Consider the following 25,885-nt stretch of genomic DNA (forward strand, 5'->3'; position numbering starts at 1 on the left):
GCCCGTCGCAGGCGCGCCCGCCGCGCTAGCCGCCGGTGGGGGTCAGCTTGTAGTGCAGCCTCAGGACCGTGGACGACCAGAGCTGCAGCAGGTGGTCCGTGCGCAGGACCCCCTCGTCGTCGACGTGGACGCGGAAGAGCTCGTGGATCGGGAGGCGGGCGGCGTGGGTACGTGCCCCAGTCGTGTTCCCGGCCCCGTTCGCAGTCCTGTCCCCGGTCCTGTACCCGGTGCCGGCGTTGCGCTCGCCGACCAGGACGTAGGCGCCGTCCTGGCCGAACCTGCCTGCAGGAGAACGCAGCTCGAGCCCGCCCCCGGGCAGGACGGACGGCCGGAGGAACACCTGGACGTTGCCGGCCTCGAGCGGGAAGGCGACGTGCACGCTCGGCTGGCGGGAGCCGGGCAGGGTGCGGCTGGAGTAGCAGCCGCTGTAGACGTACCCGCCGGTCGAGCGCAGCGTGCGCAGCCAGCCGGCGGCGCGCTGCCGGCCGGAAGGGTCGAGGATCGTCACGACCCGGCTGTCCATGCCACGGGCCACGTCGAGGGGACGGGTTGGCAGGGCGAGCTGGTGGACCCGGCGCCCGAAGTACCGCGAGACGAGTTCGCCCCCGGGCTGGAACAGGGCGTTCCACTGGGTCCACACCTCCATCCGCCACCGTGCGGTGTGCTCGTAGAAGTCCTTCACCTCGGGCCGCAGGTCGGCGGCGCGGAAGGTGGGCCCGTCGAGGGCGGACAGGTCCGGCAGCAGGCCGGCGCCAGGCTCCTCCTGCAGCGTGCCGCCGACCCGGGCTGCCTCAGCCGCGAGCCAGCGGTCGCCGATGGTGGCCCCGTCGTGCACGGGTGCCTCCAGCCAGCGCTCGCTGCCCAGGAGGTCGACGGGTCGCCCCACGGTGCGCCAGAACGTCCGGGTCACCCGGTCCAGCCGCGGCATCAGCGAGCTCACGCGCGTCACTGTGCCAGAGGGATGCGGAGGGGGGAGGAGGTTTGGTGCGGAGGGCGTTGTCGGTGGCTTCTCGTACCGTCGTCGGCAGGTGGAAGACATCCACCCGTGGTGCCGAACAGGAAGGGGTGATCGCGATGATCATCGACTGCCAGAGCTGCCCCGTGCGTGACCTGCACTGTGACGACTGCATGGTCACGGCGCTGCTCACCCCCACGACGTCCGAGCTCCCCCTCGACGCGGCCGAGCGCGCGGCCGTCACCCGGTTCGCCGCGGTCGGCCTCGTGTCCGCCGTCGAGGCCGGGTCGGTCACCGCGCGGCGGGAGCCGTGGGCGGCGCACGCCCGCGCCGTCGGCTGAGGCCGCGCGTCCAGGACCGCCGGGCTGCCAGGCACCTCACCGCTGGCGCGACTCCCGGGCCGGCGGCGCACCCGATCCGGCCGGGCTGCCTACGATGGCGGCGTGCGACGGAGAGCGGGCCACGCCTACCGAGCGGCGCTGGCCGCGCTGACGGCCGTCGCGCTCGCCGGGGCGTGCTCCTCGCCCTCGCGTCCCGCTGCGCCACCGCGGACCGCTGCCGCCTCCTCGGCCCAGCAGAACGCCGCGGCGCCGACGGTCGAGCGCGAGGACGCCCTGGCGGCGCTGCTCACCCGCCGGGCCGCCGCCGTCCGGGCCCACGACCGGGCCGCGTTCGCCGCGACCCTCGACAGCACCACCTCCGGGTTCGGGCTGCGCCAGCTCGCCCAGTACGACGCCCTCGTACGACTGCCCCTGGGGACCTTCACCTACGGCACCCCGGAACCGGCGCCTGCGCTCGGCCCCGACCGGGTGGCCCAGCTCGGACCCGACGCCTGGGTGGCCCGGGTGGCGGGGCGCTACGGCTTCGCGGGCTACGACACCTCAACACGGGAGTTCGAGTCGTACTTCACCGCCGTACGGCGCGGCAGCCGGTGGAAGCTCGCCGACGACACCGATGGCGGCACCCAGGTGCAGCTGTGGGACCTGCCCCGGCTGACGGTGCTGCGCAGCGGGACCACCCTGGTGGTCGGCTCGGGGCCGGCGAACAGGTTGCGTCCGTACCTCGGCCTCGGCGACCTGGCGGTCTCACGCGTCCGGTCGGTCTGGTCGTCGGGCTGGAACGCCCGGCTGGTGCTGGTCGTCCCCGCCACCGCGGCGCAGATGGCCGAGCAGGTCGGCCAGGACGCGCGGCAGGTGTCACAGGTCGCGGCGGTGACGGACGGCCCGATCGCCACCACCGGACGGGCCGGCGCGGACCGGGTGGTGGTCAACCCCGGCGCCTTCGCGACGCTGGAGGTCAAGGGCAGGCAGGTCGTCGTCACCCACGAGGCGACGCACGTGGCGGTCAGGGCGACGACCGACCGCCCGGTGCCGCTGTGGCTCTCCGAGGGCCTGGCCGACTACGTGGGCTACCGCGACATCGGGGCCACGCGTCAGCAGGTGGCAGCCGCGCTGCTCGACCGGGTGCGGGCAGGCGCCGGCCCGAAGGCCCTGCCGGGACCGGCCGACTTCGACCCGGGCCGTTCGACCATCGCCCCCAGCTACAACGCCGCCTGGCTCGCGGTGTGCCGGATCGTGGACCGCCGGGGCGAGGCGGGGCTCGTGAAGTACTACCGGGCGGTGGCGACCACCCCGCGCGGCACCCACTCCGCCGGTGACCCCGACGCCAACGCGAGGGCGGCGTTCCCCGCCGTCCTCGGCACGACGGAGGCTGCCTTCACCCGCGACTGGGTCGCCTACCTGCGGCGACTGGCCGGCTCCTGACCCACGTGGCCTGCTGTACACGCGGCAGGCGCGGACCGGGCCAGCCGGCCGGTCAGCCCGGTGAGGGCACGCGCCCACCCTCCGGGGTGGGTGCTTCTTCGTGGGCGCGTGTCTGCGGTTCTCCGCCGACCACGCGGTCGAGCTGCGGAGCGGCGGCCAGGGAGAGGACGACGAGGGCGCCGACGAGCCAGAACTGGTTGTAGAACGCCTGCTTGTTGACCAGGTTGGCGACGAGCAGCACCAGCGCCAGCCAGCGCAGCAGGGCGTCGAGCGGCGGCTGCCGTCGCCAGACCGTCGCCGCCACCGCGGCGAGCGTGCCCAGCACGACGACGCCGGTGACGTAGAAGGGCAGGGTCACGCCGAAGGTGTTGAGCGCCAACAGGTAGAGCGTGTTGGCGAACTTGATGGGGTGGAACGACAGCAGCAGTGTGATGGTGTCGTGGACGAAGTCCGCGGGGCTGGCGAGGAACCACGGCGCGATCAGGACCCCTGTGAGGGCGCCGGTGGCGACGGTCCGGCGCCACCCGAAGGGGCGCCAGAGGAGCAGCACGGGCAGCAGCAGAGCCAGGTGCTGCTTGCTGGCACAGGCCAGGGCGAGGGGGACCACGGCCCACCACGCGTGTCCACGGCGGACCAGTACGGCCCACCCCACGAGGCCCGCGAACAGGAGCGGCTCGGTCCAGGCCTGGTCGAGCTGGGTGAGGGTGCCCGGCGCGAACAGCAGCAGCGCCGCGACGGCCGCTGCCGTCCAGACCGGAGGCAGCGCACCCGCCGTCGGAGCGACCACGGGGGTGGCGACCGGCCCCGGAGAGATCGCATCTGGGAAAGCCGGACTCGGCGAGGCTGTCCCCCGCGAGGCCGCACCCGCCGAGACCGCGCCCGGCACGTGCAGCGTGAGGAAGAAGACCCCGGCCACCGCCAGCAGCGTCCAGGCCGTGAGCGCCCAGCGCACGTCCCCGGCGAGCCAGCGGCCGGGAGCGAGCAGGGCCGCTGTCCACGGCAGGTAGGTGAAGGCGTCCTGGATGCCGGGGGAGCCGGTCCAGCGCATGGCGTAGAAGTTCTCGCCTCGGGCCAGGGCGTCGCTCGCCTGCTGCAGGGTGACCCAGACGTCGATGCGAGGCCGCGGGGACGAGAGCACCGCGGTGGCGGCGGCCACGACGTACGCGAGGACCGCGGTGCCCCCTGCCGCGCGGGCACTGCGTCGCGAGGTCGTCCCCGGGGAACCGAGCAGCGCGGCCACGGCGAGGGGGCCCACGACGAGCGCGCTGGTCGCGACGGCGAGCCCGGTGGGGGAGAGGTAGCTGAAGAGGGGGACGAGGAGGGTGGCCAGGGCCGACCCCGCAAGCATCAGCACGACCGCCGGACGGGTCAGCTCGACGCGCCAGCCACGCCACTGCCACAGGGCCAGCGCGACGGTCGCCACCGTGAGGGTGGCCACGATCGGGACGCGGTAGCGCACGACGCTCCACTGCAGGACGGTGAAGAACACCAGCCACGCCACCGCGAACACGGTGGCGTGGCTGGGTCGTGAGGTCGGCGCGCCGGTGGGCATGCCTAGACCGTAGAGGTCACTCCCGGCCGCCGGAGTAGAGGGCCTCCACCTGGTCGTGGAAGTCCTTCATGACGATGTTGCGCTTGAGCTTCAGGCTGGGCGTGAGGTAGCCGTTCTCCTCGGTGAAGTCACCCTCGAGCACCGCGAACTTGCGGATCGACTCGGCCTTGGACACCGACTTGTTGGCGTCGTCGACGGCGTCCTGCAGGGCCTTGAGGACCGTCTCGTCGGTGCGGGCCTGCTCGAAGCTGACCCCGGCGATGCCGTTGTTCTTGGCCCAGGCGGGGTACATCTCCTCGTCGAGGGTGAGCAGCGCGGCGATGAACGGCTTCTGGTCGCCCACGACGATGCACTGGGAGACCAGGGGGTGCGCGCGGAGCCGGTCCTCGAGGGCTGCGGGAGCGACGTTCTTGCCGCCGGCGGTCACCAGGAGCTCCTTCTTGCGCCCGGTGATGCGCAGGTAGCCGTCCTCGTCGAGCTCGCCGAGGTCGCCGGTGTGGAACCAGCCGTCCTCGATCGCGCCCGCGGTCGCGTCGGCGTTGTTGTGGTAGCTCGCGAAGACGTTGTTGCCGCGGATGAGGATCTCGCCGTCGTCGGCGATGCGGATGCCGACGCCCGGGAGCGGGGCCCCGACGGTGCCGATCTTGACGCGGTCGGGGACGTTGACCGTGGCGGGCGCCGTGGTCTCGGTGAGGCCGTAGCCCTCGAGGACGGTGACGCCGATGCCGCGGAAGAAGTGGCCCAGGCGGGTGCCGAGCGGCGCGCCGCCGGACACGGCATACATGACCCGGCCACCCATGGCGGCTCGCAGCTTGGAGTAGACCAGCTTGTCGAACACCTTGTGCCGCAGCGACAACCCGAAGCCGGCGCCACCGGTGTCCTGCGCGGTCGACCAGGCGATGGCCGTGTCGGCAGCGGTCGTGAAGATCTTGCCGCGGCCCTCGGCGGTGGCCTTGGCCTCGGCCGAGTTGTAGATCTTCTCGAACACCCGCGGCACGGACAGGATGAACGTGGGCTTGAACTCGCCGAAGTCCTCGAGGAGGTTCTTGATGTCGGCGGTGTGGCCCATCTTCGCCTCGCCGGCGACGCAGAGGACCTGGATGAACCGGGCGAAGACGTGCGCGAGCGGCAGGAACAGCAGCGTCGAGGCGTCGTCGGCCTTGACCACGTCCTTGAGCTTGGTGATGGCGTTGTCGGCCAGCGCCATGAAGTTGTCGTGGGTGAGCTGCACGCCCTTGGGGCGCCCGGTGGTGCCCGAGGTGTAGATGATCGTCGCGATGCTGCCGCGGTCGACACCGGCCGTGGCCTCGGCCAGCTGCTCGTCGCTCACCCCGGCGCCGGACGCCTCGAGCTCCTCCATGGCCCCCGCGTCGACCTGCCACACGTGCTGCAGCCCGGGCAGCTGGTCGCGGACCTCGTCGAGCGTCGCCTGGTGGGAGGGGGTCTCGAGCATGATGCCGCAGGCCCCGGAGTCGGTGAGGATCCACGCCACCTGCTCCGCCGACGAGGTCTCGTAGATCGGCACGGTGACCGCACCCGCGGTCCAGATGGCGAAGTCGGTGAGGGTCCACTCGTAGCGGGTCTTGCACATGATGGCGACACGGTCACCGGGGGCGATGCCTGCCGCGACGAGCCCCTTGGCCACTGCCCGGACGTCGTCGTTGAACTGTGCCGCCGTGACGTCGACCCAGCCGCCGCCCTCCTTGCGGGAGAACGCGATGAACGAGGGGTTGGTGGCGGCGTTGCGCGCCGGCAGGTCGGCGAGACTGCCCTTCGTCGTGGGCTCGACGAGTGGGGGCGCGACGTGTTCCTGCACGGAGACTCCTTTGACGGCGGCACTGCCTCGGACCTCCAGCCTACCCACCGGTAGCACGCCTGCGGGCGACAGGCACGTCGGGCGGGGGTGACGTGCGGAACACTGGTGCCCGTGAGGTCCCGACGCATCGACATCGTCGACGAGACCTTCGTCGACGCCGCCCCCGCCCTCGTGCGCCGCCAGCTCGACGACTTCGCGTGGGCCGACCAGGTGTGGCCGCACCTCCACCGGCAGGTGGTCCGCGACCGCGGGTTGAAGGGGCTGCGCTGGCGGGTCACCGGGCAGGTCGTCGGCGAGATGGAGGTGTGGATCGAGCCGTGGTGGGACGGCGCGGTCGTGCACCACTACGTGCGGGGCACCAGGGGTGATGGAGCACCTCGCGACGTGGCCCTGCGCCACACCCTGCGGTGGAAGCGTGCGGTCCACGGACTGAAGGACCGGCTCGAAGGGAAGTCGTTGTAGCCTTCGGCGCATGGCCGACCGCACGGAGTCCAGCATCGACATCGCCGCGACCCCCGGCGAGGTCCTCGACGTCATCGCGGACTTCGACAGCTACCCGGAGTGGGCCACCGAGGTCAAGAAGGTCAGCGTGCTCACCGAGGAGGGCGACGGCTGGGCAGACCAGGTGCAGTTCACCCTCGACGCCGGCGCGATCAAGGACACCTACGTCCTGGACTACCAGTGGGACGTGCACCAGGACGGGACCGGCGTGGTCTCGTGGTCGCTCGTGGAGGCGACCGTCCTCAAGGCGATGAACGGCTCCTACACGCTGGCCGCGCGAGGCGCCGACGGGACCACCGTCACCTACCGGCTCGCCGTCGACGTGAAGATCCCCATGCTCGGCATGCTCAAGCGCAAGGCCGAGAAGGTCATCATCGACACCGCGCTCAAGGAGCTCAAGAAGCGCGTCGAGGGCTGAGCCGGCACCGGCCGGTCACCGCACCCATGCGCGTCATCCTCTTCACCGGCAAGGGTGGGGTCGGCAAGACCACCACCGCCGCGGCCACCGCGGTGCGGGCTGCCCGCGAGGGCGTCAAGACCCTCGTGATGTCCACCGACGCCGCCCACTCCCTCGGCGACACCCTCGGGGTCGCGCTCGGGGGGTCGTCCGCCGGGAGCCCCGTCGAGGTCGAGCCCGGGCTGTCCGCGTTGCAGGTGAGCCCACCCCACCTGCTGGGGGAGTCCTGGCGCGTGGTGCAGGACTACCTGCTGTCGCTGCTCGACACCCTCGGCATCGACCCCGTCGTGGCCGAGGAGCTCACCCGGCTCCCGGGCGCCGAGGAGGTCGCGGCGCTGCTCGAGCTCCGGGCGCAGGTGGAGTCCGGCCCGTGGGACCTCGTCGTCGTCGACTGCGCCCCGACCGCCGAGACCCTGCGCCTCCTCGCCCTCCCCGAAGCCCTCGCCTGGCACCTCGACCGGCTCCTGCCGGCCCAGCGCGGCCTGATCCGGACCCTGCGGCCGGCAGCCGCTGCGGCTGCCGGGATGCCCCTGCCCGCGCCCGAGGTCGTCGAGGCGGTCACCGGCTGGCAGCGGCAGATGCGCCGCGTGCAGCGCATCCTCACCGGCGACGAGACCTCGGTGCGCCTGGTGCTGACCCCCGAGCGGGTCGTCATCGCCGAGTCGCGGCGCACCTGGACGTCGCTGTCGTTGTACGGGTTCGTCGTCGACGCCGTCGTGGTCAACCGGCTCTTCCCGGACGCCGGTGTGTCGGAGCCGGACGCGTGGCGCGCGTCCTGGAACGCGGCCCAGCGCACGGGGCTGGTCGAGGTGCGCGAGTCCTTCGCCGGCCTCCCTGTCGTCCTCACGCCGTACCTCGCCGCCGAGCCGATCGGCGCCGACGCGCTCGCGACGTTGGCCCAGGCGCAGGCAGGGGACGAGGGGACCGACCTGCTCGCCCCGGTCGCCCACCGCGGTATGCGGGTGGAGCGCACGCCAGAGGGCTTCACGCTCACGCTTCCCCTGCCGCTGGCGCACGCCAAGGACCTCGGGCTGCAGCGCCGAGACGAGGAGCTGCTCGTCGCCGTCGGTGAGCACCGTCGTGTGCTCACGCTCCCGGCGGCTCTGCAACGATGCGTGGTCGACGGGGCCTCCGTGCGCGACGGGATGCTGCGGGTCCGCTTCGTCCCCGACGAGGAGGTGTGGCCGCGTGGCTGACGACACTGGCCGTCCCGGACCGCCGCCGGTGGGTTCCGTGGCGGAGGAGGCCGCGCGGCTGCTCGACGCCCTCGGGGGCTGGGCCAGCACCCACGGGTATGCCGCGCCCGACGACGCTCGTGACCCGGGCGCCGCCACGGACGAGACCACCGCCGACGGGACCAGCGCGACCAGCGGGGCGGACGGTGCTGACCACGGGTCCGGCCACGCGTCGGGCCACGGCTCGGCTCAGGCCTCGGGACAGTGCCCCCACTGTGGGGCCGCCAACGGCGCCGGTACGGCGCTGACCTGCCAGTGGTGCCCGGTCTGCCAGGGCCTGGGGCTGCTGCGGTCCGTGCGCCCCGAGACCGTCGACCGCCTGGCCGACCTCGCGGCGACCCTGACGGTCGCGCTGCGCGACATCGCGACGCACGGACGGCAGGGCAACGCGGCGGGGACCGGCGCCGGCGCGGGCACAGCGCGGGGTGGGACGGAGCGTGCCACCGGAGCCGCGACGGGCAACCGCGCCGGCCGGGTGCAGGACATCACCATCGAGGACGAGGACCAAGGGAGCGCAACGGTATGACGGTCACGATCGGCGTGGACATCGGCGGCACCAAGATCGCTGCCGGTGTCGTCTCGGCGACGGGAGAGATCCTCGCCCGCAGCCGCCGGGACACCCCCGCGCAGGACCCTGACCAGATCGCCCACGACGTCGCCGACGTCGTCCGCGAGCTCGCCGCACCGCGCAGCGACGTCGTGGCGGTCGGTGTCGCCTGCGCCGGGTTCATCGACCGCACCGGCTCGACCGTCCTGTTCGCCCCCAACCTGGCGTGGCGCGACGAGCCGCTGAAGATGCGCCTCGAGGCCCTCGTCGACCAGCCGGTCACCATCGAGAACGACGCCAACGCCGCCGCCTGGGGCGAGTTCCGCCACGGCGCCGCGTACGAGGCCGACGACATGGTGCTGGTCACCGTCGGCACCGGCATCGGGGGCGGTGTCGTCGTCGACTCGAGGTTGCTGCGCGGGGCCTACGGCATCGGCGGCGAGCTCGGCCACATGCGCGTGGTGCCCGACGGCATCCGGTGCGGCTGCGGCAACCGCGGCTGCTGGGAGGTCTACGCCTCCGGCAACGCCCTGGTCCGCGAGGCCCGTGAGCTCGTGGCGTCGGGCTCCCCGCTCGGCGCTGCGCTGTCCGACGCCTGCGGCGGTGACCCGGCAGCCCTGCGCGGCCACGACGTCACGGCCGTCGCCCAGGCCGGTGACCCTGCCGCGACCGAGCTGCTCGCCGACCTCGGCCGCTGGCTCGGGGAGGGCGCGGCCTCGGTGGCGGCGATCCTGGACCCGGAGCTCATCGTCATCGGCGGCGGCGTGGTCGCGGCCGGTGACCTCCTCCTCGGCTCGGCGCGGGCTGCGTACGGTCGCCAGCTCACTGGCCGGGGGCACCGGCCGGTGGCCGAGATCGTGCCGGCTGCGCTCGGCAACGACGCGGGCCTCATCGGCGCCGCGGCCCTTGCGGCAGAAGGGATCGGATCATGAGTGAGCGGCTCGCGGTCGGCATCGACATCGGCGGCACCAAGGTGGCGGGGGGCCTCGTCGCGCAGAACGGCACGGTCGTCGCCCGGGCCCGGCGCGACACCCCCCACCGCTCCAAGAGTCCCGGGGTGGTGGAGGACACGATCGTCGAGGTGGTGAGCGAGCTGCTCGACCTCGCCGAGGACCCGGTGGTCGCCGTGGGCATCGGCGCAGCGGGCTTCGTCGCGGCGGACCGGGCCACGGTCGTCTTCGCCCCGCACCTGTCGTGGCGCGGCGAGCCGCTCGAGGCCAACCTCCAGCGCCGCGTACCGGTCCCGATCTCGGTCGACAACGACGCCAACGCCGCCGCGTGGGCGGAGTGGCGCTTCGGGGCCGCGCAGGGCGAGACGCACCTCATGATGATCACGCTGGGCACCGGCATCGGCGGTGCGCTGCTGTTCGACGGGCAGGTGGTCCGGGGCAGGTACGGCATCGCCGGCGAGTTCGGCCACATGCAGGTGGTGCCGGGCGGCCAGCGCTGCGAGTGCGGCAACCGCGGGTGCTGGGAGCAGTACGCCTCCGGCAACGCCCTGGTCCGCGAGGCGCGCTCGCTCATGACCGCCAACAGCCCGGTGGCCTCCGACCTGCTCGACCGCGTCGAGGGCGACCCGATGGCGCTCACCGGTCCGCTGATCACCCAGGCAGCGCGGGAGGGCGACCCGACCGCGACCGAGCTGCTCGGCGAGATCGGCCAGTGGCTGGGCATCGGCATCGCCAACCTCGCGGCGGCGTTCGACCCGGGCACGTTCGTCATCGGGGGCGGCGTGAGCGCCGCGGGCGACCTGCTGCTCGCCCCCGCCCGGGCCACGTTCCGCCGGCACCTCACCGGACGCGGGTACCGGCCGGAGGCCCAGATCGTCGCCGCCCAGCTGGGCAACGACGCCGGCCTCATCGGCGCCGCGGACCTGGCCCGTCGCGACACATGAGCACGGTGCGGGTGGCGTCCTACAACCTCAAGGACCTCACCCTCGACCGGCACGCCGCGAGCCGCGTCGTGCGGGCCATCGACCCGGACGTGCTGTGCCTGCAGGAGGTGCCGCGGCGGCTGTTCGCCTCCTGGCGCGTGTCCGCCTTCGCGGCCGAGTGCGGGATGTACTGGTCGGGTCGGCACCGGGGGAGCGGCGGCACCACGGTGTTCACCTCCCTGCGCGTCGACGTGCGCGAGTCCCACCACCACCGGCTGCGGGTCGCCGCCCTCAAGCGCACCCGCGGGTATGCCGTCATCGCCGTCGCCCCGGCAGGTCACCCGCCGCTGGTGGTCGCCTCGGTGCACCTGAGCCTCGACGCGGCCGAGCGCGAGCGGCACGCCGGCCAGATCCTTCGGGCCGTCTCCGGCGGCGGGCCCGTCCTGCTGGCGGGCGACCTCAACGAGGGGGAGACCGGACGGGCCTGGCAGCGGTTCGCCGAGCCCCTGCGGCTCGTGTCGCCGACCGCGCCGACCTACCCGGCCCCGTCGCCGCGCAGGCTGCTCGACGTCGTGTTCGCCTCGCCCGGCCTCACGGTTTTGCCGCACCGGGACGTCGCCCTGGACGAGATGGACGTCGTGGCGGCCAGCGACCACCGGCCGGTCTGGGTCGACCTCGACCTCGGGCCGGTCAGCGCCCGGGGCTAGACCCTCGCGCCGTTGTCGGGGCCGTCCTCGTCGCGGTCACGCGGCTGGCGCAGCACGAGCAGGACGAAGCCGCCCACCGTCAGGCCGAGCGCGCCGAGGGTCCACCAGTCGCTCACGTCGGGCCGGAACATCACGAGCCACAGGAGCAGCACCGGACCGGCGACGAGGCCGACGATGATGCCCCAGAACTGGTGGTCCTCCTGGGGCGGCAGCGGGGCCGTCGGGAAGGGCTCGAAGTGCTCGTCGTCCTCGGAGTCGGCGAGCTCGGCCGGCTCGGCGTGCTCGGCACCGCCCTCGCGGTCCTGCGGGGTCGGCTCGGGGTGCTGCTCGGCGCCGCGCCACACGACGAACGGGCGCGTCGGCGGCGGGTTGACGCCCTGGCCGGAGTCCGACGGCTCGGGGTCGAGCGGGGGGTTGACGCCGCGGTGCTCCGGCTTGTCCGGCAGCGACTGGACGTCGTCCCAGTGCGCGACGATGTCCGCGAACTGCGCGTCCACGTCCTTGTCGCCCATGGGCTCTTCCTTCCCGGGGGAGCGGACTAGCTCAGCCGCTCGATGAACTCCACCGACTCCCCAAAGATACGTGGCGCGTCATGGTCGAGGGTAGCCACGTGGTAGCTGTCGTGCAGCACCTTCTCGGTGACGTCGGTGCTCGAGATCCGCGAGAGCAGCAGCGCCGAGCTCGAGGCGGGCACCACGTGGTCGTCGGTGGAGTGCCACAGCAGCACCGGCTGGGTGACCTCGGGCAGGTCGCGGACCACCGTGGCCCACAGCTTGGTCTGCGACCACAGGGCCTTGAGGGGGATCCGGTCGTAGCAGACCTCGTCCTGGCCGGGCTTCTTGATGTCGTTGCCGATGCCGGGCAGGGAGGGCAGCACGGCCTGGAGGGCGGGCAGGGCCCGCAGGCGCGCGTCCTCGACCTTGTAGGCCGGGTTGACGAGCATCAGCCCGCGGACGCGCGGGCCGTGCTCCTCGGCCAGCCGGGTCACGAGCGCGCCGCCCATCGACAGCCCGCCGACGAAGACCCGGTCGCACTTCTCGTCGAGCTCACGGAACGCGGCGTCCACGGCGGCGTACCAGTCCTGCCACCGGGTGCGGTTCATCTCCTGCCACGTCGTCCCGTGGCCGGGCAGCCGCGGGACGCGGACGGTGTAGCCGGCCGCGGCGAGGTGCTGTCCCCACGGCGTCATGCTGCGCGGGCTGCCGGTGAACCCGTGGGCGAGGACCACCCCGGTGGCGCCCTTGCCGGACCCCTTCCGGGGGCCGTCGTGGGAGTAGGGCTCGGCGCCGGGACGGACGGACACGGGGGCTCCTGGGGGCGGCAGGCGGCGGTGGGCCGGGGGCGGCGCGGGACGACCCGGCGAGGCGCCGAGTCGGGTTGGCGCGCATCCTCGCATGCAGGTTTGCGGGCGTCGAGAGTGCCGTAGAGTGCACCGCGTCACATGGAGGTGAACGGTTGTTCTACTGGGTTCTCAAGACGGTCGTGCTCGGCCCGATCCTCAAGCTGCTGTTCCGTCCGTGGGTCGAGGGCGAGGAGAACATCCCCGAGGACGGGGCGGCCATCTTCGCCAGCAACCACCTGTCGTTCTCCGACTCGATCTTCCTGCCGCTGGTGGTCCCTCGCCGGATGACGTTCCTGGCGAAGTCGGACTACTTCACCGGCCGTGGCATCAAGGGCCGGCTCACGGCCGCCTTCTTCCGCGGTGTCGGCCAGCTGCCCGTCGACCGCTCCGGCGGCCGCGCAGGTGAGGCGGCCCTGCGCTCCGGCCTGCGGGTGCTTCGCCGCGGCGAGCTGCTCGGCATCTACCCCGAGGGCACCCGGAGCCCCGACGGCCGCCTCTACCGGGGCCGCACCGGTGTCGCCCGGATGGCCCTCGAGGGCGGGGTGAAGGTGCTCCCCGTCGCCATGATCGGCACCGACAAGGCCCAGCCGAGCGGCAAGAAGATCCCGCGGCTGATGCGCATCGGGATCAAGATCGGTGCACCGTTGGACTTCTCGCGCTACGAGGGCATGGAGGACGACCGGTTCGTCCTGCGCTCGATCACCGACGAGATCATGTACGAGCTCATGCTCCTGTCGGGCCAGGAGTACGTCGACATGTATGCCACCTCGATGAAGGACCGCATCCTCGCCGCAGCCAAGACCAAGGCGCGGGAGATCCAGGAGGCGGCCCTGCCCGGGTCGGCGGCCAAGGAGCTCGAGGAGGCGCTCGACGCCCACGACGACGAGGCCATCCGCAAGGCCCGCCGCCGCGTGGACGACGCCGCCGCGGACATCGACGAGAACACCGAGCGCGGTGGCGGCCCCGAGGCCGAGGGCGACGAGGACGCGGCCGGCGGACGCCGCCGTCGCCGCGCCAGCTGAGCGATGACCGGGGGCCGCAGCCGCGCGCTGGCGCGGGCCGTCTCCGGGCCGGACGGACAGCCTGAGGTCGTCTCCGCGTTCTGGAAGGGCATCGACGTCTTCCGCCCGATCGCGCTGGGGTATGCGGCGTACTCGCTGTGGGACCGACCCCACGACCTCGTCAGACCGGCCCTGGCGTGGGTGGTCCTGGCGGTGCTCGGCCTGTGGACCGTGTTCCTCGTGTTCTACCGGCGGCGCCGGCTGTGGCTGGTGGTGGCGGAGCTCGGGCTCGCCTCGGTGGCGATCCTGGCCACCCGGCTGGTCGACTCCGCCGAGGCGATCGAGGCCGGGTCCCGCACCCTGCCGACGTTCTGGCCCGCCGCCGGCGTCGTGTCTGCGGCGGTCCTGCTCGGCCGTCGGGGCGGCATACCGGCCGCGGTGCTGATCGGCGTGGTCGACCTCGTCGAGGTGGGCGCGGCGACGCCCAACACGGTCAACAACATCGTGCTGCTCCTGCTCATCGGCGCCCTCATCGGCTACGCCTGCGACCTCGCCCGTGAGGGCCATGCCAGGCTGCGCGAGGCCCTGGTGCTGGAAGCCAGGGTCCGGGAGCGCGAGCGGCTGGCGCGCACCGTCCACGACGGCGTGCTGCAGACGCTGGCCTTCATCAACCGCCGTGGCGCACAGCTGGGTGGTGAGGCGATGCAGCTCGGCAGCATGGCCGCCGACCAGGAGCGGCTGCTGCGGGCCCTCGTCAGCGGCACGACGCCGGACGAGTCGGCATCCGCCGTGCACGGCGACCTCGACCTGCGCCAGCAGCTCGCCCGCTACGCCGAGGGCCGTGTGCACCTCGTGGCCCCCGCCGACCCCGTCCTGGTGCCACCGCGTGTCGCGGGCGAGCTGGTCGCCGCGGTGGGTGCGGCACTGGACAATGTGCGCCAGCACGCCGGCGACGACGCCGAGGCCTGGGTGCTGGTCGAGGACGAGGGGGAGGCCGTGGCACTGACGGTGCGCGACAACGGCGTGGGTATGCAGTCCTGGCGCCTCGACGAGGCGGCGGCCGCCGGGCGGCTCGGTGCCTCCTCGAGCATCCGTGGCCGGCTTCGCGACCTCGGGGGAGAAGCGGTGTACTCGGGCCGACAGGGCTCGGGGACGACGGTGACGATGCGGGCGCCCAAGTCGGGCGCCCCGGGGGCAGGGGTGGCATGAGCGAGCAGGTCCAGCAGCACGGACAGCACGACGCCGGGCCGGGGCCGACGCCCCCGCTCACGGTCGTGGTCGCCGACGACCACCCGCTGTGGCGGGACGCCGTTGCGCGCGACCTCGCGGAGGCGGGCATGACGGTGCTCGCCACGGCCGACGACGGGCCCTCGGCAGTCAACCGGACCAAGGCGACGCGACCGCAGGTCCTGGTCCTCGACCTCAACCTGCCGGGCCTGCGCGGCCACGAGGTCTGTGCGGCCCTCGGTTCGTTGCAGACGCGGGTGCTCGTGCTGTCGGCGTCGGGGGAGCAGCAGGACGTCCTCGAGGCGGTCAAGGCAGGCGCCACCGGCTACCTCGTGAAGTCGGCGTCGCGGGAGCAGATCGTCGCGGCGGTCGAGGCGACCGCGCGCGGTGAGGCGGTCTTCACCCCGGGCCTCGCCGGGCTGGTGCTGGGGGAGTTCCGCAAGTTGTCGACGCAGCCGCAGACCGACCCCTCGCGGCCGATTCCCGAGCTGACCGAGCGCGAGACCGAGGTGCTCAAGCTCGTGGCGACCGGCATGTCCTACAAGGAGATCGCGGCTGAGCTGTTCATCTCGCACCGCACCGTGCAGAACCACGTGCAGAACACCCTCGGCAAGCTGCAGCTGCACAACCGCATCGCGCTCGTCCGGTTCGCCATCGCCAAGGGCCTGGACACCCCCACGGCCTGACGGGTGCGGCCTGACCGGTGCGGCCTGACCGGTGCGGCCTGACCGGTGCGGGCGGAGTCAGGCGCGGGGACTGACGATGAACAACGGCGTGGTGCGCCACGTCTCGCCGTCCGCGGACAGGACGACCGTCGACAGCTCGAGGGCCACCGGTCGCCCCAGCGTCTCGGCCACGCGCTGCCGCAGGGCAGGCTCGCTGGTGTCCCGGTCCAACCCGTCGAGCATCTGCGGGGGGTCCCCGGCCGACCACGCCTCCAGGTCCCAGTAGTCCCAGAAACCCTCGCCGGCACCGTCGTCGACGAGCAGGCCGGGCGTCCACTGCAGGACGCCGACGGTTCCGGCCGGGGCCGTGTCGGCGTCGAACCCCGCGTCTGGGTCCGAGAGAGCGCCCCTGACGGCGACCGCCGAGGGCCAGTCGTCGACGGGCTCGGCGGACCGTGGTCGGTTCGGCAGCTGCTTCGGGTCGTTGCCACCCGTCAGCGTCGTGCGGATCCGGTCGAGCATGCCCATGGTTCCCCCTGTGTCCCCGGCGTCCTGGTGCCACGAGTATGCGACGCCGGGTGCTCGGTGCGGTGGAGCACGCGCGGGCGGTGGCCGCGTCCACGACGTCCGGTGACCGGGATACGGGCTGCGGGACGAGGCGGTGCCGTGCGCACCTATCCTTGACCGGTGAGCACCACGCAGCACCACGACGCCCTCGCCAGCCTCGCGGCCGGCGCCGACCTGCCGGCCGCCCAGCAGCCGGTCTGGCCCGACGCCGCCCGGCTCTCCAGCGCCGTCGCCGAGCTCGCGTCGTATCCGCCGCTGGTCTTCGCCGGTGAGTGCGACGTCCTGAAGTCGCGGATGGCCGCCGCCGCGCGCGGCGAGGCCTTCGTCCTTCAGGGCGGCGACTGCGCCGAGACGTTCGCCGCGGCGACGGCCGACAACATCCGCGACCGGGTCAAGACGATCCTGCAGATGGCTGCCGTCCTCACCTACGGCGCGTCGGTGCCGGTCGTCAAGGTCGGCCGCATGGCGGGCCAGTACGCCAAGCCCCGCAGCAGCGGCGACGAGACCCGTGAGGGCGTGACCCTCCCGGCCTACCGCGGCGACATGGTCAACGACTTCGAGTTCACCCTCGAGTCCCGCACCCCGGACCCGCAGCGCCTGGTGAAGGCCTACCACGCGAGCTCGGCCACGCTGAACCTCGTGCGCGCGTTCACCACCGGTGGCTTCGCCGACCTGCGCCACGTCCACGACTGGAACCGAGGCTTCGTCTCCAACTCGGCGAACAGCCGCTACGAGCGCCTCGCCAAGGACATCGACAAGGCGATGAAGTTCATGTCGGCCTGTGGCGCCGACTTCGACGCCATGCGCACGACCGAGTTCTTCTCCGCGCACGAGGCCCTGCTGCTCGACTACGAGCGGCCGCTGACCCGCGTGGACAGCCGCACCGGTCAGCTCTACGACACCAGCGGCCACTTCATCTGGGTCGGCGAGCGCACCCGCGACATCGACGGAGCCCACGTCGACTTCGTCTCCAAGGTCCTCAACCCCATCGGCGTGAAGCTGTCGGCCAAGGCCGAGGTCGACGACGTGCTGCGGCTGATCGACAAGGTCGACCCCGACCGCGAGCCGGGACGCCTGACCTTCATCACGCGCATGGGCGCCAAGACGGTCCGTGACGCGCTGCCGACCCTGGTCGAGAAGATCACCGGGTCCGGCGCCCAGGTCACGTGGATCTGCGACCCGATGCACGGCAACACCTTCGAGTCGGCCAGCGGCTACAAGACCCGTGACTTCGAGGACGTCGTCGAGGAGGTGCGCGGGTTCTTCGAGGTCCACCAGGGCCTCGGCACGGTCCCCGGTGGCATCCACGTCGAGCTGACCGGCAACGACGTCACCGAGTGCATCGGCGGCGCCGAGAAGATCCTCGACGCCGACCTCACCAAGCGCTACGAGACGGTCTGCGACCCCCGGCTCAACCACCAGCAGAGCCTGGAGCTGGCCTTCCTCGTCGCGGAGATGCTCTCCAAGGACTGACCCGCGAAGGAGCGACCCCCGCCTGGCCGGCGGCGCTCACCTCGTAGGGTGCTGGCATGCCCGCTGCGTACGACGTCGACCTGCTCTCCGACACCCTCACCCGGCCGACCGAGGCGATGCGCCACGCCATGGCCACCGCCGAGGTCGGTGACGACGTGTTCGGCGAGGACCCCACGGTCCGCGCGCTGGAGGAGCGGGTCGCCGCCCTGCTCGGGCACGAGGACGCGCTCTTCACGCCCACCGGCTCGATGGCCAACCAGCTCGGCATCCGGCTGCACGTGAAGCAGGGGGAGGAGCTCATCGCGGACTCCCTGGCCCACGTGCTGCGGGCCGAGATGGGGGCGGCAGCCGTGCTCTCCGGCATCTCCTCGCGGTCGTGGGTGGCCCAGCGCGGCCTGCTCGACGCAGCCCAGCCGCTGGCGCTGATGATCCCCGACGGCGGCGCCTACCAGGTGAACACCCGGCTGGTCGTCGTGGAGAACACCCACAACTTCGGCGGCGGGACCGTCCAGCCCCTCGACCAGATCGAGGCACTGCGAGCGGGTACGCAGCCGCGCGGGGTCGCGATGCACCTCGACGGTGCGCGCCTCTGGAACGCCCACGTCGCCACCGGGGTGGCGCTGGCGGAGTACGGCCGGCACTTCGACAGCGTGAGCGTCTGCCTCTCCAAAGGGCTCGGCGCCCCGGTCGGCTCGGTCCTCGCCGGCTCGCGCGACCACATGGCGCAGGCCCGGATCTGGCGCAAGCGGTTCGGCGGCGGCATGCGCCAGGTCGGCATCCTCGCGGCGGCCGGGCTGCATGCGCTCGACCACCACGTGGAGCGGCTCGCCGACGACCACGCCAGGGCCCACCGGTTCGCGCAGGCGGCGGGGGAGGCCGTGCCCGGGTCGATCGACCCGGCCACCGTGCAGACCAACATCGTCGTGCTGGACGTCTCGGTCACCGGCTGGACCTCCGCCGGGTTCATGGAGGCGGCCGCCGCACAGGGCATCCGGCTCTACCCCGTCAGCCCCACGGCTGTCCGCCTCGTCTGGCACCTCGACGTCGACGACGCCGGCACCGACCGTGCGGTCAAGGCACTCGTGCCGCTGCTGGAGGAGGGCCCGGCCGCCGCCTGACCCTCGTGGTCACGCCGGCGGGCCGTTGGGGCCGCGGGGATGGGTGAGGTCGTAGGCACGGGAGAGCTTCTTCGGCACGACCATGCGCCAGGCGTCGACCACCAGCTCCCGGGCCTCGTCCGGGTCGAGCGCGGCAAGCCGGGCGTGGACCCAGTGGAAGCGCAGGTCAGACTCCGACGGCAGCTCGAACGTGCGCGGGTCGGTCGCGACGAGCGCCGCCCGCTCGTCCCTGGGGTAGGCGAAGCCCATCACCTGCTCGTCGAGGGAGAACGCGACGTAGACGAGCTGCCCGACGCGGAACTTCAGCCGTCCCCTGACCCGCACCGGGTAGGAGCGCTCGAGGCCCTGGCCCAGCGCCCGGACGTCGTCGACGGTGGCCACGGTCAGTCCAGCCGACGTCGCTCGACCTGGCCCTGACCCGTCACGACGGTGCGCGGCGGCACGTCCTTGGCCACCACGGTCCCGGCGCCGATGACCGAGCCGTCACCGATGGTGACGCCGGGCAGGACCGTGGCCGCGGCCCCCACCCAGACGTTCTCCCCGATGACGACCGGCGCGACCGTGATCGTGTCGTAGCGCTCGGAGGGCTCGACGGGGTGGCCCTCGGTGACGAGGGTGACGCGCGGGGAGATCATCGTGCGGGCGCCGATCGTGATGCCTCCGAGGTCGAGGAAGGAGCAGCCCTGCCCGACGGACACCTGCTCGCCGAGCTGGGTCCCCAGGCCATGGGTCGCGTGGAACGGCGGGAAGACGACGGCCCCGGCCGGCAGGGGCTTGCCCAAGAGCTCGGCGAGGAGGGCGTTGCGGGTCTCCACGTCGCCGAAGGGCACGGTGTTGAGGCGTGAGGTCAGCTCCATGGCGACTTGGATGCGGTCGTGCAGGGCCCGCCACTGCGGTGAACTGATCGCGATGCGCTGCTCGACGGCCATGCGGGCCATGCTCGCAGGCCCCACGGACAGCCCGGGTCAGACCTCGTGGTGGAGGAGCTCGGCCGGACGGTCCTGCTCGGCCGAGGCACCGGGCGTACGCCGGCCGAGCAGCTCCACGACGTACATCGCCGCGAGCACGAGGCCGCCGCCCAGCAGCATGCGCGCGGTCAGTGACTCGCCGCCGAGGAGCACCGCGAAGAAGGCCGCGAACACCGGCTCCATCGTCATGACGATGGCGGCGCGGGCGGCGGGCATGTGGGACTGCGCCCACGTCTGCGCCCACAGGGCGACCGCCCCGGCGACCAGCGCCATGTAGAGCAGCGAGCTCCACTGGCCGCCGGTCGAGGGGAGGGTGATCCCGCCGGGGAGGGCACCGACGAGCGTGACCAGGGTGATGACGAAGGCCTGCACCGTGGCCAGTCCCGTCGCCGACCGCGCGGTCGACCACCGGCCGAGGCCGATGATGTGCAGGGCGTACAGGACGGCAGCGGCCAGGGTCAGCCCCTCGCCGAAGCCGATGGACAGGCCGCGCAGCGACAGCACGCCCAGCCCGACCGTCGCCAGCCCCACGGCCAGCCACGTCGACCCGGGGATGCGGTCGCGCAGCAGCACGGCGCCGAGGACGGGTGTCAGCACGACGTAGGTGCCGGTGACGAAGCCCGAGACCGAGGCGTCGGTGTGCTCCAGTCCCACGGTCTGCAACAGCTGGGCCAACCCGTAGAGGACCCCCAGCCCGACGCCGGTGAGGAGCTCACGCCGGGTCAGGGCCATCGTCTGGCGCCGGAACACGACTGCCATGACGAGTGCGGCGATGGCGAACCGCACGGCCAGGAAGTCGGCGGAGGGGACGTGGGCGACCAGGTCGCGGATGAGGAAGAACGTCGAGCCCCACACCGCCGTGACGGCGACGAGCAGCAGCGTGGCGAGGCGGCTCGCCGGGACCGTGCGCAGCACCGGGCTCAGACGATGACGAGGGTGATGGTCGTCTTCTTCGGCTGCTCGCTGCCGGCGGCGGGGTTCTGGCTGCGGACGGTGCCGAAGATGCCGCCCATGAAGCGGTCGACCTTCACCTCGAAGCCGGCGTCCTCGAGGATCTTGACGGCGTCCTTCTCCTGCTTGCCCTGCACGTCGGGCACCTTGACGAGCTCGGGGCCCTTGGAGACGACCAGGGTCACCTTGTCGCCCTTGAACAGCGTGCCGCTGGACGGGGTCTGGCTGATGACGGCGCCCTTGGGCACGGTGTCGTCGTTCTTCTGCTGGGTGGCGTCGACCTGCAGCCCGGCGTCGGTGAGTGCCGTGACGGCCTGGTCGGCGGGCTTGCCGGTGAAGTCGGTGACCTCGACGGGCTGGCGGCCCTTGCTCACCACGATGTCGACGGCGGCGCCGCGCTTGAGCGACGTCCCCACCTTCGGGCTCGTGCTGATGACCAGGCCCTGGGCGACCTTCTCGCTGTAGGCCTCGGTGGTCTTCCCCAGCGTCAGCTTGGTCGCCGTCAGCCGTGCCTGCGCCTCGTTGGCGCTGGCACCGACGACGGCCGGCACGGCATACCGCTCCGGTCCCTTGGACACGGTCACTCTGACGTCCTGGCTGCGGCGCAGCTCGGTGCCCGCCCCGGGGTCGGTCGAGATGACGACACCCTTGGGGATGGTCTCGTCGAACGCGTCGACGCGGTCGGCCGACAGGTGGGCCTTCTCGAGGGCGCCCTGGGCCTGGGCGTAGGTGAGGTTGACGACGCGCGGCACGACGGTGGGGGATCCGGGACCGGCCATGAACCACCAGGCGGCGACCCCGGCCACCGCGGCCACGAGCAGGGCCGCGACGCCCCAGCCCCACGGGCCACGGCGGCGGTCACGGCCGTCGCGGTCGTCCTCGTCGGCCCAGGGGTCGGGGCCGGGGGGAGCGGTCGGCGTGCGGTCGACGGGCAGGGCCACCGGGCCGACGGGCCGTGAGTGGCGCGCCTCGTGCGTGGGCTCGACCGGCAGGGCGCTGGTGCGCTCGACGGCGACGGTGCTGGCGCCGGCGCCCATCGCCGCCGGGCCCTCGGGCCGGCGGTCGAGCTCGGTGGGCGTGAGCATGGCCCGTGAGCGGCGGACCTCGGTGAGGAAGTCGTTGGCATCGGAGGGCCGCTGGTCGGGGTCGCGCGAGGTGGCCAGCGCCACGAGCGCGTCGAGCTCGCTGGGCACCGTGCCCACGCGGGAGGAGGGAGCGGGCACCGAGCTGTGGACGTGCTGGTAGGCGATGTGGATCGGGGTGTCGCCGGTGAACGCCTTGGAGCCCGTGAGCATCTCGAACAGGATCAGGCCCGCGGCGTAGACGTCGCTGCGCGCGTCGGCGATGCCGCGCTCGACCTGCTCGGGGGACAGGTAGGCGACCGTGCCTAGCAGGACGCCGGTCTGTGACGTGGACGTCTGGTTGCTGACCGCCCGGGCCAGCCCGAAGTCGGCGACCTTCACGGTGCCGTCGTCCTCGCGCAGGATGATGTTCTCGGGCTTGACGTCGCGGTGGATGATCCCGGCGCGGTGAGCGGCGGCCAGGGCCTGCAGGACCGGCGCCATGATGTCCAGGGCCGCGCGGGGCGTCAGCGGGCCCTCGGCGCGCATGACCTCGCGCAAGGTCTGGCCGGGCACGTACTCCATGGCCAGGAACATGTGGCCGTCGTCCTCGCCCTGGTCGAAGACCGAGACCACGTTGGGGTGCGACAGGCGCGCCGCCGAGCGGGCCTCGCGCCGGAACCGGCTGGCGAAGCCCTCGTCCTGGGCCAGGTCGCGACGGAGCACCTTGAGGGCAACGTCACGGTCGAGGCGAGTGTCCAGCGCGAGGTAGACCGACGCCATCCCGCCGTCGGCGATGTGCGACTGGACGCGGTAGCGGCCGTCGATCACCCGACCGAGCAGGGACTCGGTGACACCTGAAGACACCCGCAAAGTGTAGGAGGTCAACGCGACCAACTCGTGCAAGCGGGTCCGTCGGCCCGGTGGCCGTACGGACCCGTCCTGCTCGAGCGGGGCGCCACGACGTGGCTCAGAAGCGCGCCCGGTGGGCCTTGACCGCCCGCACGTAGCCCTTGGTGTCGGCGTACATGCCGTGGTGCTGCACGGAGTACAGGCCCTGGTAGTAGCCGCCGATGGCCTGGTCGAGGGTGGACGCCGAACGGGTGAGCGAGCGCAGGATCACGACCCCCGCGGTGATGTTGTCCTGCGTGTTGAGCAGGTTGAGCCGGCGCCCGGCCATCTCCGAGGCCCACTGGCCCGAGGAGGGGATGACCTGCATGACGCCGATGGCGTTGGCGACCGAGACCTGGCGCTGGTTCCACCCCGACTCCTGCCAGCCGATGGCCAGCGCGAGGCGCGGGTCGACGCCGTGGCGGCGCGCGGTGGCGACGATCATGGCGCGGGTCTGGCTGCGGGTGGGGACGCGGGAGTGGGCGAGCGTGGACCGGTTGCGGCTGGCGGCGTTGACCGTGGTGCTGGGGTAGGTGCGGCCGGCGAAGGTGTTGGCGCTGCTGGCGGTCGCCGCCCTGCGCACCGGGACGCGCAGGTGCTGGCCGACGACCAGGTGGTTGGCGTTGGCGAGGTGGTTGGCCTTGAGCAGCGCCGCCGACGTCGTGTGGTGGCGGACCGCGATGCCGCTCAGGGTGTCGCCGGAGCGCACCGTGTAGATGCTGGTCCGCGCGACGGCGGCCACCGCGACGGTGCCGCGGACCTTGATGGTCTGGCCGGGGTGGATGACGCTGCGCGGCCCGAGACGGTTCCAGGCGTAGACCGAGTTCAGCGGCGTCCGCGTGCGGGTGGCGATCGCGCCCAGGGTGTCGCCGGACCGCACGCGGTACCGGGTGGTGCTGGTGCGGCTGGTCGCCCTCGCCTTGGTGGCCTTGGACGTCGGGCGCTTGGCGCTCGCCGCGCTGCTGCCGGGGATCCGCACCTTCTGGCCGACCTGGAGCACGGAGCGGGTGGACAGCCGGTTGGCCTTGAGCAGGGCGGCCAGCGACACGCCGCGACGGGCCGCGATGGCACTGAGGGTGTCGCCCGGGCGCACGACGTAGGTCGCCCGCCGGATCGCCGCGGCCCTGGCCGCCTTGACGGCGCGGGCGTGCGCGGCCTCGGCCCTCGCCTGTCCGGCGCTCTTGGGGATCCACAGCCGCTGGCCGACGGCCAGCTGGTGGCCCCCGTGCCGGAGCTTGTTGCGGGCCACCAGCACGCCGGTGGTGGTGCCGCGGCGGTCGGCGATGGCTCCGAGGGTGTCGCCGGAGCGCACGAGGTAGAGGGTCCAGCCGTACGGGGCGGGCTTGGCCTTCTGGACGACCGCGACGGGGGCGAGGGTCGAGGCCGAAGGGAGCGCTGCAGGAGCGATCACTGGGGACATCGGGGGGCTGCCTTTCGGGGGGCCAGCGCCGCGGTGGCGGTGGGGAAGATGCTCAAGTGAGGGATGTGACGACTGTGACGATTGTGAAAGGTACACCAACGCAGCCGCCTTATATCGACTTACATCGATGTAATTTGCAATGCCGGCACCGGCTGGCAGGCTGTCCCCGTGACCGACCTGCCCCCCACCCAGCCCGCGGCCGATGCGCCCGGGAACCAGCCGGGCGCTGGAGCGACGACGCCGCCCGAAGGCTCCCTCGAGGCCCTCGTCGGCTCCTGGCTCACCGTGCCCGACGTCGCCGAGCGGCTCGGCATCCCGCTGTCCGCCGTCCGGCGGCTGCTGGAGGACCGCGAGCTGCTCAGCTCCCGCATCGGTGAGCGCAAGGTCGTCGCCGTGCCCGAGCAGTTCCTCGACGAGGAGGTGTTCCGCCACCTGCGTGGCACCTTCACCGTGCTCGCCGACGGCGGCATGCGCGACGAGGAGATCCTGGAGTGGCTGTTCACCCGCGACGAGACGCTGCGGGTCCCCGGCACCCCGGTCGACAACCTGGCGGCGGGGTTCAAGACCGAGGTGCGCCGCCGGGCGATGGAACAGGCCTTCTGACCGACCCGGCCTGACCCGTCACCAACGGGGGTCGGGCCGGTGACCGACCCGGTCGCGCCGGTCGATGCTCCCGGCTGCGGTCAGTGTTCCAGGCCGGGCTCAGTGCTCCCGGCTGGTGGCGCTGTCGATGAGCTGGTCGAGCACCGCGACGGCGCCGGCATCGAGCCCGCGCGTCGACTTCAGCGACATCCGCGCCGTCCCCGCGAGCCTGGCGATGTCGGCCTCGACCGCGTCGACGGCCCCGCTCGACACGATGACCGCACGCAGCGCGTCGACCGTGGCGGCGTCCAGGTCGGGGTCCCCGAGCCGCGTCTCGACGAGCTCGCGTCCCTGCTCGTCCGCCCCGGCGAGCGCGTGCGCCACCAGCACGGTGCGCTTGCCCTCGCGCAGGTCGTCGCCGGCCGGCTTGCCCGTGGCGGCCGGGTCGCCGAACACCCCGAGCAGGTCGTCCCGCAGCTGGAAGGCTTGGCCGAGGTCGAGCCCGTAGCGGGACAGGGCTGCGAGGTCGCCCTCGTCGGCACCCCCGGCGCTGGCGCCGATGAGCAGCGGGTGCTCCACCGTGTACTTGGCGCTCTTGAAGCGGATCACGCGCTCGGCACGCTCGACCCGCTCGGCCAGCGGCATGCCGTCCCAGGACCGCACCGACTCCACGACGTCGAGGAACTGCCCGCCCATGAGCTGGGTGCGCATCCGGTCGAAGACGGCACGGCCGCGCGCGAGGTGCTCGGGCGGCATGCCGGAGGTGGCGTAGAGCTCCTCGGTCCAGTTGAGGCACAGGTTGCCGGCGAGGATGGCCCCGGCCACCCCGAACCGGCCGGCGTCGCCGGTCCACTCCTCCTGCGCGTGCCGCGCGGCCATCGACCGGTGGGCGGCGGGCATGCCGCGCCGGGTGTCGCTGTCGTCCATGACGTCGTCGTGGATGAGGGCGGCCGCCTGGAAGAACTCCATCGCGGTCGCCACCCGCACGGCGGCGTCCGAGTCGGGCTGGCCGGCGCTCCGGTAGCCCCAGTAGAGGAAGGCCGCGCGCAGGCGCTTGCCGCCGGTGAGGAGCCGGGCCACCGCGCCGAGCAGCTCCTGGGCGTCGGGGCCGACCTCGGCGAGGACGTCGGCCTGGTGGGCGAGCACGTCGTCGACGCAGTGCTGCACCCGGTCGCGCAGCTGCGCGGCGTCGAGGGGGCTGGCCACCACGCTC

General features: G+C 73.1%; 27 protein-coding genes. 15 read left to right on the plus strand and 12 right to left on the minus strand.

The annotated features are described in order from the left end of the window. Positions 1-25 precede the first annotated feature (25 nt). Complete coding sequence (locus tag ASG70_RS11760) at positions 26-940, minus strand: hypothetical protein (protein ID WP_235531457.1); 915 nt, start codon at positions 938-940, stop codon at positions 26-28. Between the two features lie 134 nt (positions 941-1,074). On the opposite strand from ASG70_RS11760, the gene ASG70_RS11765 reads away from it, so the two are divergent. Beyond that, on the plus strand, positions 1,075-1,296 hold the full coding sequence (locus ASG70_RS11765; RefSeq protein ID WP_056884179.1) for a hypothetical protein: 222 nt from the start codon (positions 1,075-1,077) through the stop codon (positions 1,294-1,296). A gap of 102 nt (positions 1,297-1,398) precedes the next feature. Continuing rightward, positions 1,399-2,718, plus strand: a complete 1,320-nt coding sequence (locus ASG70_RS11770) for a hypothetical protein (protein ID WP_056883949.1) — start codon at positions 1,399-1,401, stop codon at positions 2,716-2,718. Between the two features lie 52 nt (positions 2,719-2,770). Here ASG70_RS11770 and ASG70_RS11775 read toward each other — a convergent pair whose 3' ends face one another. Together ASG70_RS11775 and ASG70_RS11780 are read right to left on the minus strand one after the other, a co-directional pair. Next, complete coding sequence (locus ASG70_RS11775; RefSeq protein WP_056883950.1) at positions 2,771-4,270, minus strand: hypothetical protein; 1,500 nt, start codon at positions 4,268-4,270, stop codon at positions 2,771-2,773. Between the two features lie 16 nt (positions 4,271-4,286). After that, complete coding sequence (locus tag ASG70_RS11780; protein ID WP_056883951.1) at positions 4,287-6,086, minus strand: long-chain fatty acid--CoA ligase; 1,800 nt, start codon at positions 6,084-6,086, stop codon at positions 4,287-4,289. Positions 6,087-6,197: 111 nt separating this feature from the next. On the opposite strand from ASG70_RS11780, the gene ASG70_RS19995 reads away from it, so the two are divergent. From ASG70_RS19995 to ASG70_RS11815, 7 genes are read left to right on the plus strand one after another with little or no spacing between them, the layout of a single operon-like run. Then, the gene (locus ASG70_RS19995) at positions 6,198-6,548 is read left to right on the plus strand and encodes a hypothetical protein (protein ID WP_056883952.1); all 351 of its coding nucleotides are present in this window, start codon (positions 6,198-6,200) and stop codon (positions 6,546-6,548) included. A 10-nt stretch (positions 6,549-6,558) separates the two neighbouring features. After that, positions 6,559-7,005 (plus strand): SRPBCC family protein, encoded by a 447-nt coding sequence (locus ASG70_RS11790; RefSeq protein WP_056883953.1) that lies wholly within the window; start codon positions 6,559-6,561, stop codon positions 7,003-7,005. A gap of 26 nt (positions 7,006-7,031) precedes the next feature. After that, positions 7,032-8,240 (plus strand): ArsA family ATPase, encoded by a 1,209-nt coding sequence (locus ASG70_RS11795; RefSeq protein ID WP_056883954.1) that lies wholly within the window; start codon positions 7,032-7,034, stop codon positions 8,238-8,240. Continuing rightward, the gene (locus tag ASG70_RS11800; RefSeq protein WP_056883955.1) at positions 8,233-8,805 is read left to right on the plus strand and encodes a hypothetical protein; all 573 of its coding nucleotides are present in this window, start codon (positions 8,233-8,235) and stop codon (positions 8,803-8,805) included. The genes ASG70_RS11795 and ASG70_RS11800 overlap by 8 nt, the downstream gene beginning before the upstream one ends. Next, a complete protein-coding gene (locus ASG70_RS11805) occupies positions 8,802-9,758 on the plus strand; it encodes an ROK family glucokinase (RefSeq protein WP_056883956.1) in 957 nt (318 codons plus the stop codon). Before ASG70_RS11800 ends, ASG70_RS11805 begins: the two co-directional genes overlap by 4 nt. After that, on the plus strand, positions 9,755-10,720 hold the full coding sequence (locus ASG70_RS11810; RefSeq protein WP_056883957.1) for an ROK family glucokinase: 966 nt from the start codon (positions 9,755-9,757) through the stop codon (positions 10,718-10,720). The genes ASG70_RS11805 and ASG70_RS11810 overlap by 4 nt, the downstream gene beginning before the upstream one ends. Then, positions 10,717-11,406, plus strand: coding sequence for an endonuclease/exonuclease/phosphatase family protein (locus tag ASG70_RS11815; protein ID WP_056883958.1), 690 nt, complete (start codon positions 10,717-10,719; stop codon positions 11,404-11,406). Before ASG70_RS11810 ends, ASG70_RS11815 begins: the two co-directional genes overlap by 4 nt. Here ASG70_RS11815 and ASG70_RS11820 read toward each other — a convergent pair. Next, on the minus strand, positions 11,403-11,918 hold the full coding sequence (locus tag ASG70_RS11820; RefSeq protein ID WP_056883959.1) for a hypothetical protein: 516 nt from the start codon (positions 11,916-11,918) through the stop codon (positions 11,403-11,405). The two genes, ASG70_RS11815 and ASG70_RS11820, sit on opposite strands and share 4 nt — an antisense overlap. Before the next feature lie 26 nt (positions 11,919-11,944). Further along, positions 11,945-12,709: a carboxylesterase gene (locus ASG70_RS11825; protein ID WP_056883960.1), complete on the minus strand. Its 765-nt coding sequence runs from the start codon at positions 12,707-12,709 to the stop codon at positions 11,945-11,947. A 152-nt stretch (positions 12,710-12,861) separates the two neighbouring features. On the opposite strand from ASG70_RS11825, the gene ASG70_RS11830 reads away from it, so the two are divergent. Genes ASG70_RS11830 through ASG70_RS11840 form a run of 3 tightly spaced genes read left to right on the plus strand, consistent with a single transcriptional unit; the run spans position 12,862 to position 15,662 of the window. Continuing rightward, entirely contained in the window at positions 12,862-13,770 is a 909-nt protein-coding gene (locus ASG70_RS11830; protein WP_082590567.1) for a 1-acyl-sn-glycerol-3-phosphate acyltransferase, read from the plus strand. A 3-nt stretch (positions 13,771-13,773) separates the two neighbouring features. Further along, a complete protein-coding gene (gene macS, locus ASG70_RS11835; RefSeq protein WP_056883961.1) occupies positions 13,774-14,958 on the plus strand; it encodes a MacS family sensor histidine kinase in 1,185 nt (394 codons plus the stop codon). Continuing rightward, positions 14,955-15,662: a response regulator transcription factor gene (locus ASG70_RS11840; protein ID WP_056883962.1), complete on the plus strand. Its 708-nt coding sequence runs from the start codon at positions 14,955-14,957 to the stop codon at positions 15,660-15,662. Before macS ends, ASG70_RS11840 begins: the two co-directional genes overlap by 4 nt. Positions 15,663-15,719: 57 nt before the next feature. On the opposite strand, the gene ASG70_RS11845 is transcribed toward ASG70_RS11840, so the two are convergent. After that, positions 15,720-16,169 carry a hypothetical protein gene (locus ASG70_RS11845; RefSeq protein ID WP_056883963.1) on the minus strand — a complete coding sequence of 150 codons (450 nt, stop codon included), beginning with the start codon at positions 16,167-16,169 and terminating at the stop codon, positions 15,720-15,722. Positions 16,170-16,328: 159 nt separating this feature from the next. Between ASG70_RS11845 and ASG70_RS11850 the strand changes: the two genes are divergently transcribed. Both ASG70_RS11850 and ASG70_RS11855 read left to right on the plus strand, forming a co-directional pair. Further along, on the plus strand, positions 16,329-17,681 hold the full coding sequence (locus ASG70_RS11850) for a class II 3-deoxy-7-phosphoheptulonate synthase (protein WP_056883964.1): 1,353 nt from the start codon (positions 16,329-16,331) through the stop codon (positions 17,679-17,681). A 56-nt stretch (positions 17,682-17,737) separates the two neighbouring features. After that, on the plus strand, positions 17,738-18,799 hold the full coding sequence (locus ASG70_RS11855; RefSeq protein ID WP_056883965.1) for a low specificity L-threonine aldolase: 1,062 nt from the start codon (positions 17,738-17,740) through the stop codon (positions 18,797-18,799). A gap of 9 nt (positions 18,800-18,808) precedes the next feature. Here the strand turns inward: ASG70_RS11855 and ASG70_RS11860 are convergent, their stop codons facing one another. From ASG70_RS11860 to ASG70_RS11880, 5 genes are all read right to left on the minus strand, one after another. Continuing rightward, the gene (locus ASG70_RS11860; RefSeq protein ID WP_056883966.1) at positions 18,809-19,180 is read right to left on the minus strand and encodes an MmcQ/YjbR family DNA-binding protein; all 372 of its coding nucleotides are present in this window, start codon (positions 19,178-19,180) and stop codon (positions 18,809-18,811) included. Positions 19,181-19,182: 2 nt separating this feature from the next. Then, a complete protein-coding gene (locus ASG70_RS20255) occupies positions 19,183-19,728 on the minus strand; it encodes a sugar O-acetyltransferase (RefSeq protein ID WP_056884180.1) in 546 nt (181 codons plus the stop codon). A gap of 36 nt (positions 19,729-19,764) precedes the next feature. After that, the gene (locus ASG70_RS11870; RefSeq protein WP_235531458.1) at positions 19,765-20,682 is read right to left on the minus strand and encodes a DMT family transporter; all 918 of its coding nucleotides are present in this window, start codon (positions 20,680-20,682) and stop codon (positions 19,765-19,767) included. A 5-nt stretch (positions 20,683-20,687) separates the two neighbouring features. Further along, on the minus strand, positions 20,688-22,646 hold the full coding sequence (pknB, locus tag ASG70_RS11875; protein ID WP_056883967.1) for a Stk1 family PASTA domain-containing Ser/Thr kinase: 1,959 nt from the start codon (positions 22,644-22,646) through the stop codon (positions 20,688-20,690). Positions 22,647-22,749: 103 nt separating this feature from the next. Continuing rightward, a complete protein-coding gene (locus ASG70_RS11880) occupies positions 22,750-24,090 on the minus strand; it encodes a lytic transglycosylase domain-containing protein (protein ID WP_082590569.1) in 1,341 nt (446 codons plus the stop codon). A gap of 168 nt (positions 24,091-24,258) precedes the next feature. Between ASG70_RS11880 and ASG70_RS11885 the strand changes: the two genes are divergently transcribed. Continuing rightward, positions 24,259-24,693 carry an Rv2175c family DNA-binding protein gene (locus ASG70_RS11885; RefSeq protein WP_369818900.1) on the plus strand — a complete coding sequence of 145 codons (435 nt, stop codon included), beginning with the start codon at positions 24,259-24,261 and terminating at the stop codon, positions 24,691-24,693. A gap of 99 nt (positions 24,694-24,792) precedes the next feature. On the opposite strand, the gene ASG70_RS11890 is transcribed toward ASG70_RS11885, so the two are convergent. Continuing rightward, on the minus strand, positions 24,793-25,878 hold the full coding sequence (locus tag ASG70_RS11890) for a polyprenyl synthetase family protein (protein WP_056884183.1): 1,086 nt from the start codon (positions 25,876-25,878) through the stop codon (positions 24,793-24,795). Positions 25,879-25,885: the final 7 nt, after the last annotated feature.

The organism is Phycicoccus sp. Soil748 (genome assembly GCF_001428025.1).
GTDB lineage: Bacteria > Actinomycetota > Actinomycetes > Actinomycetales > Dermatophilaceae > Pedococcus.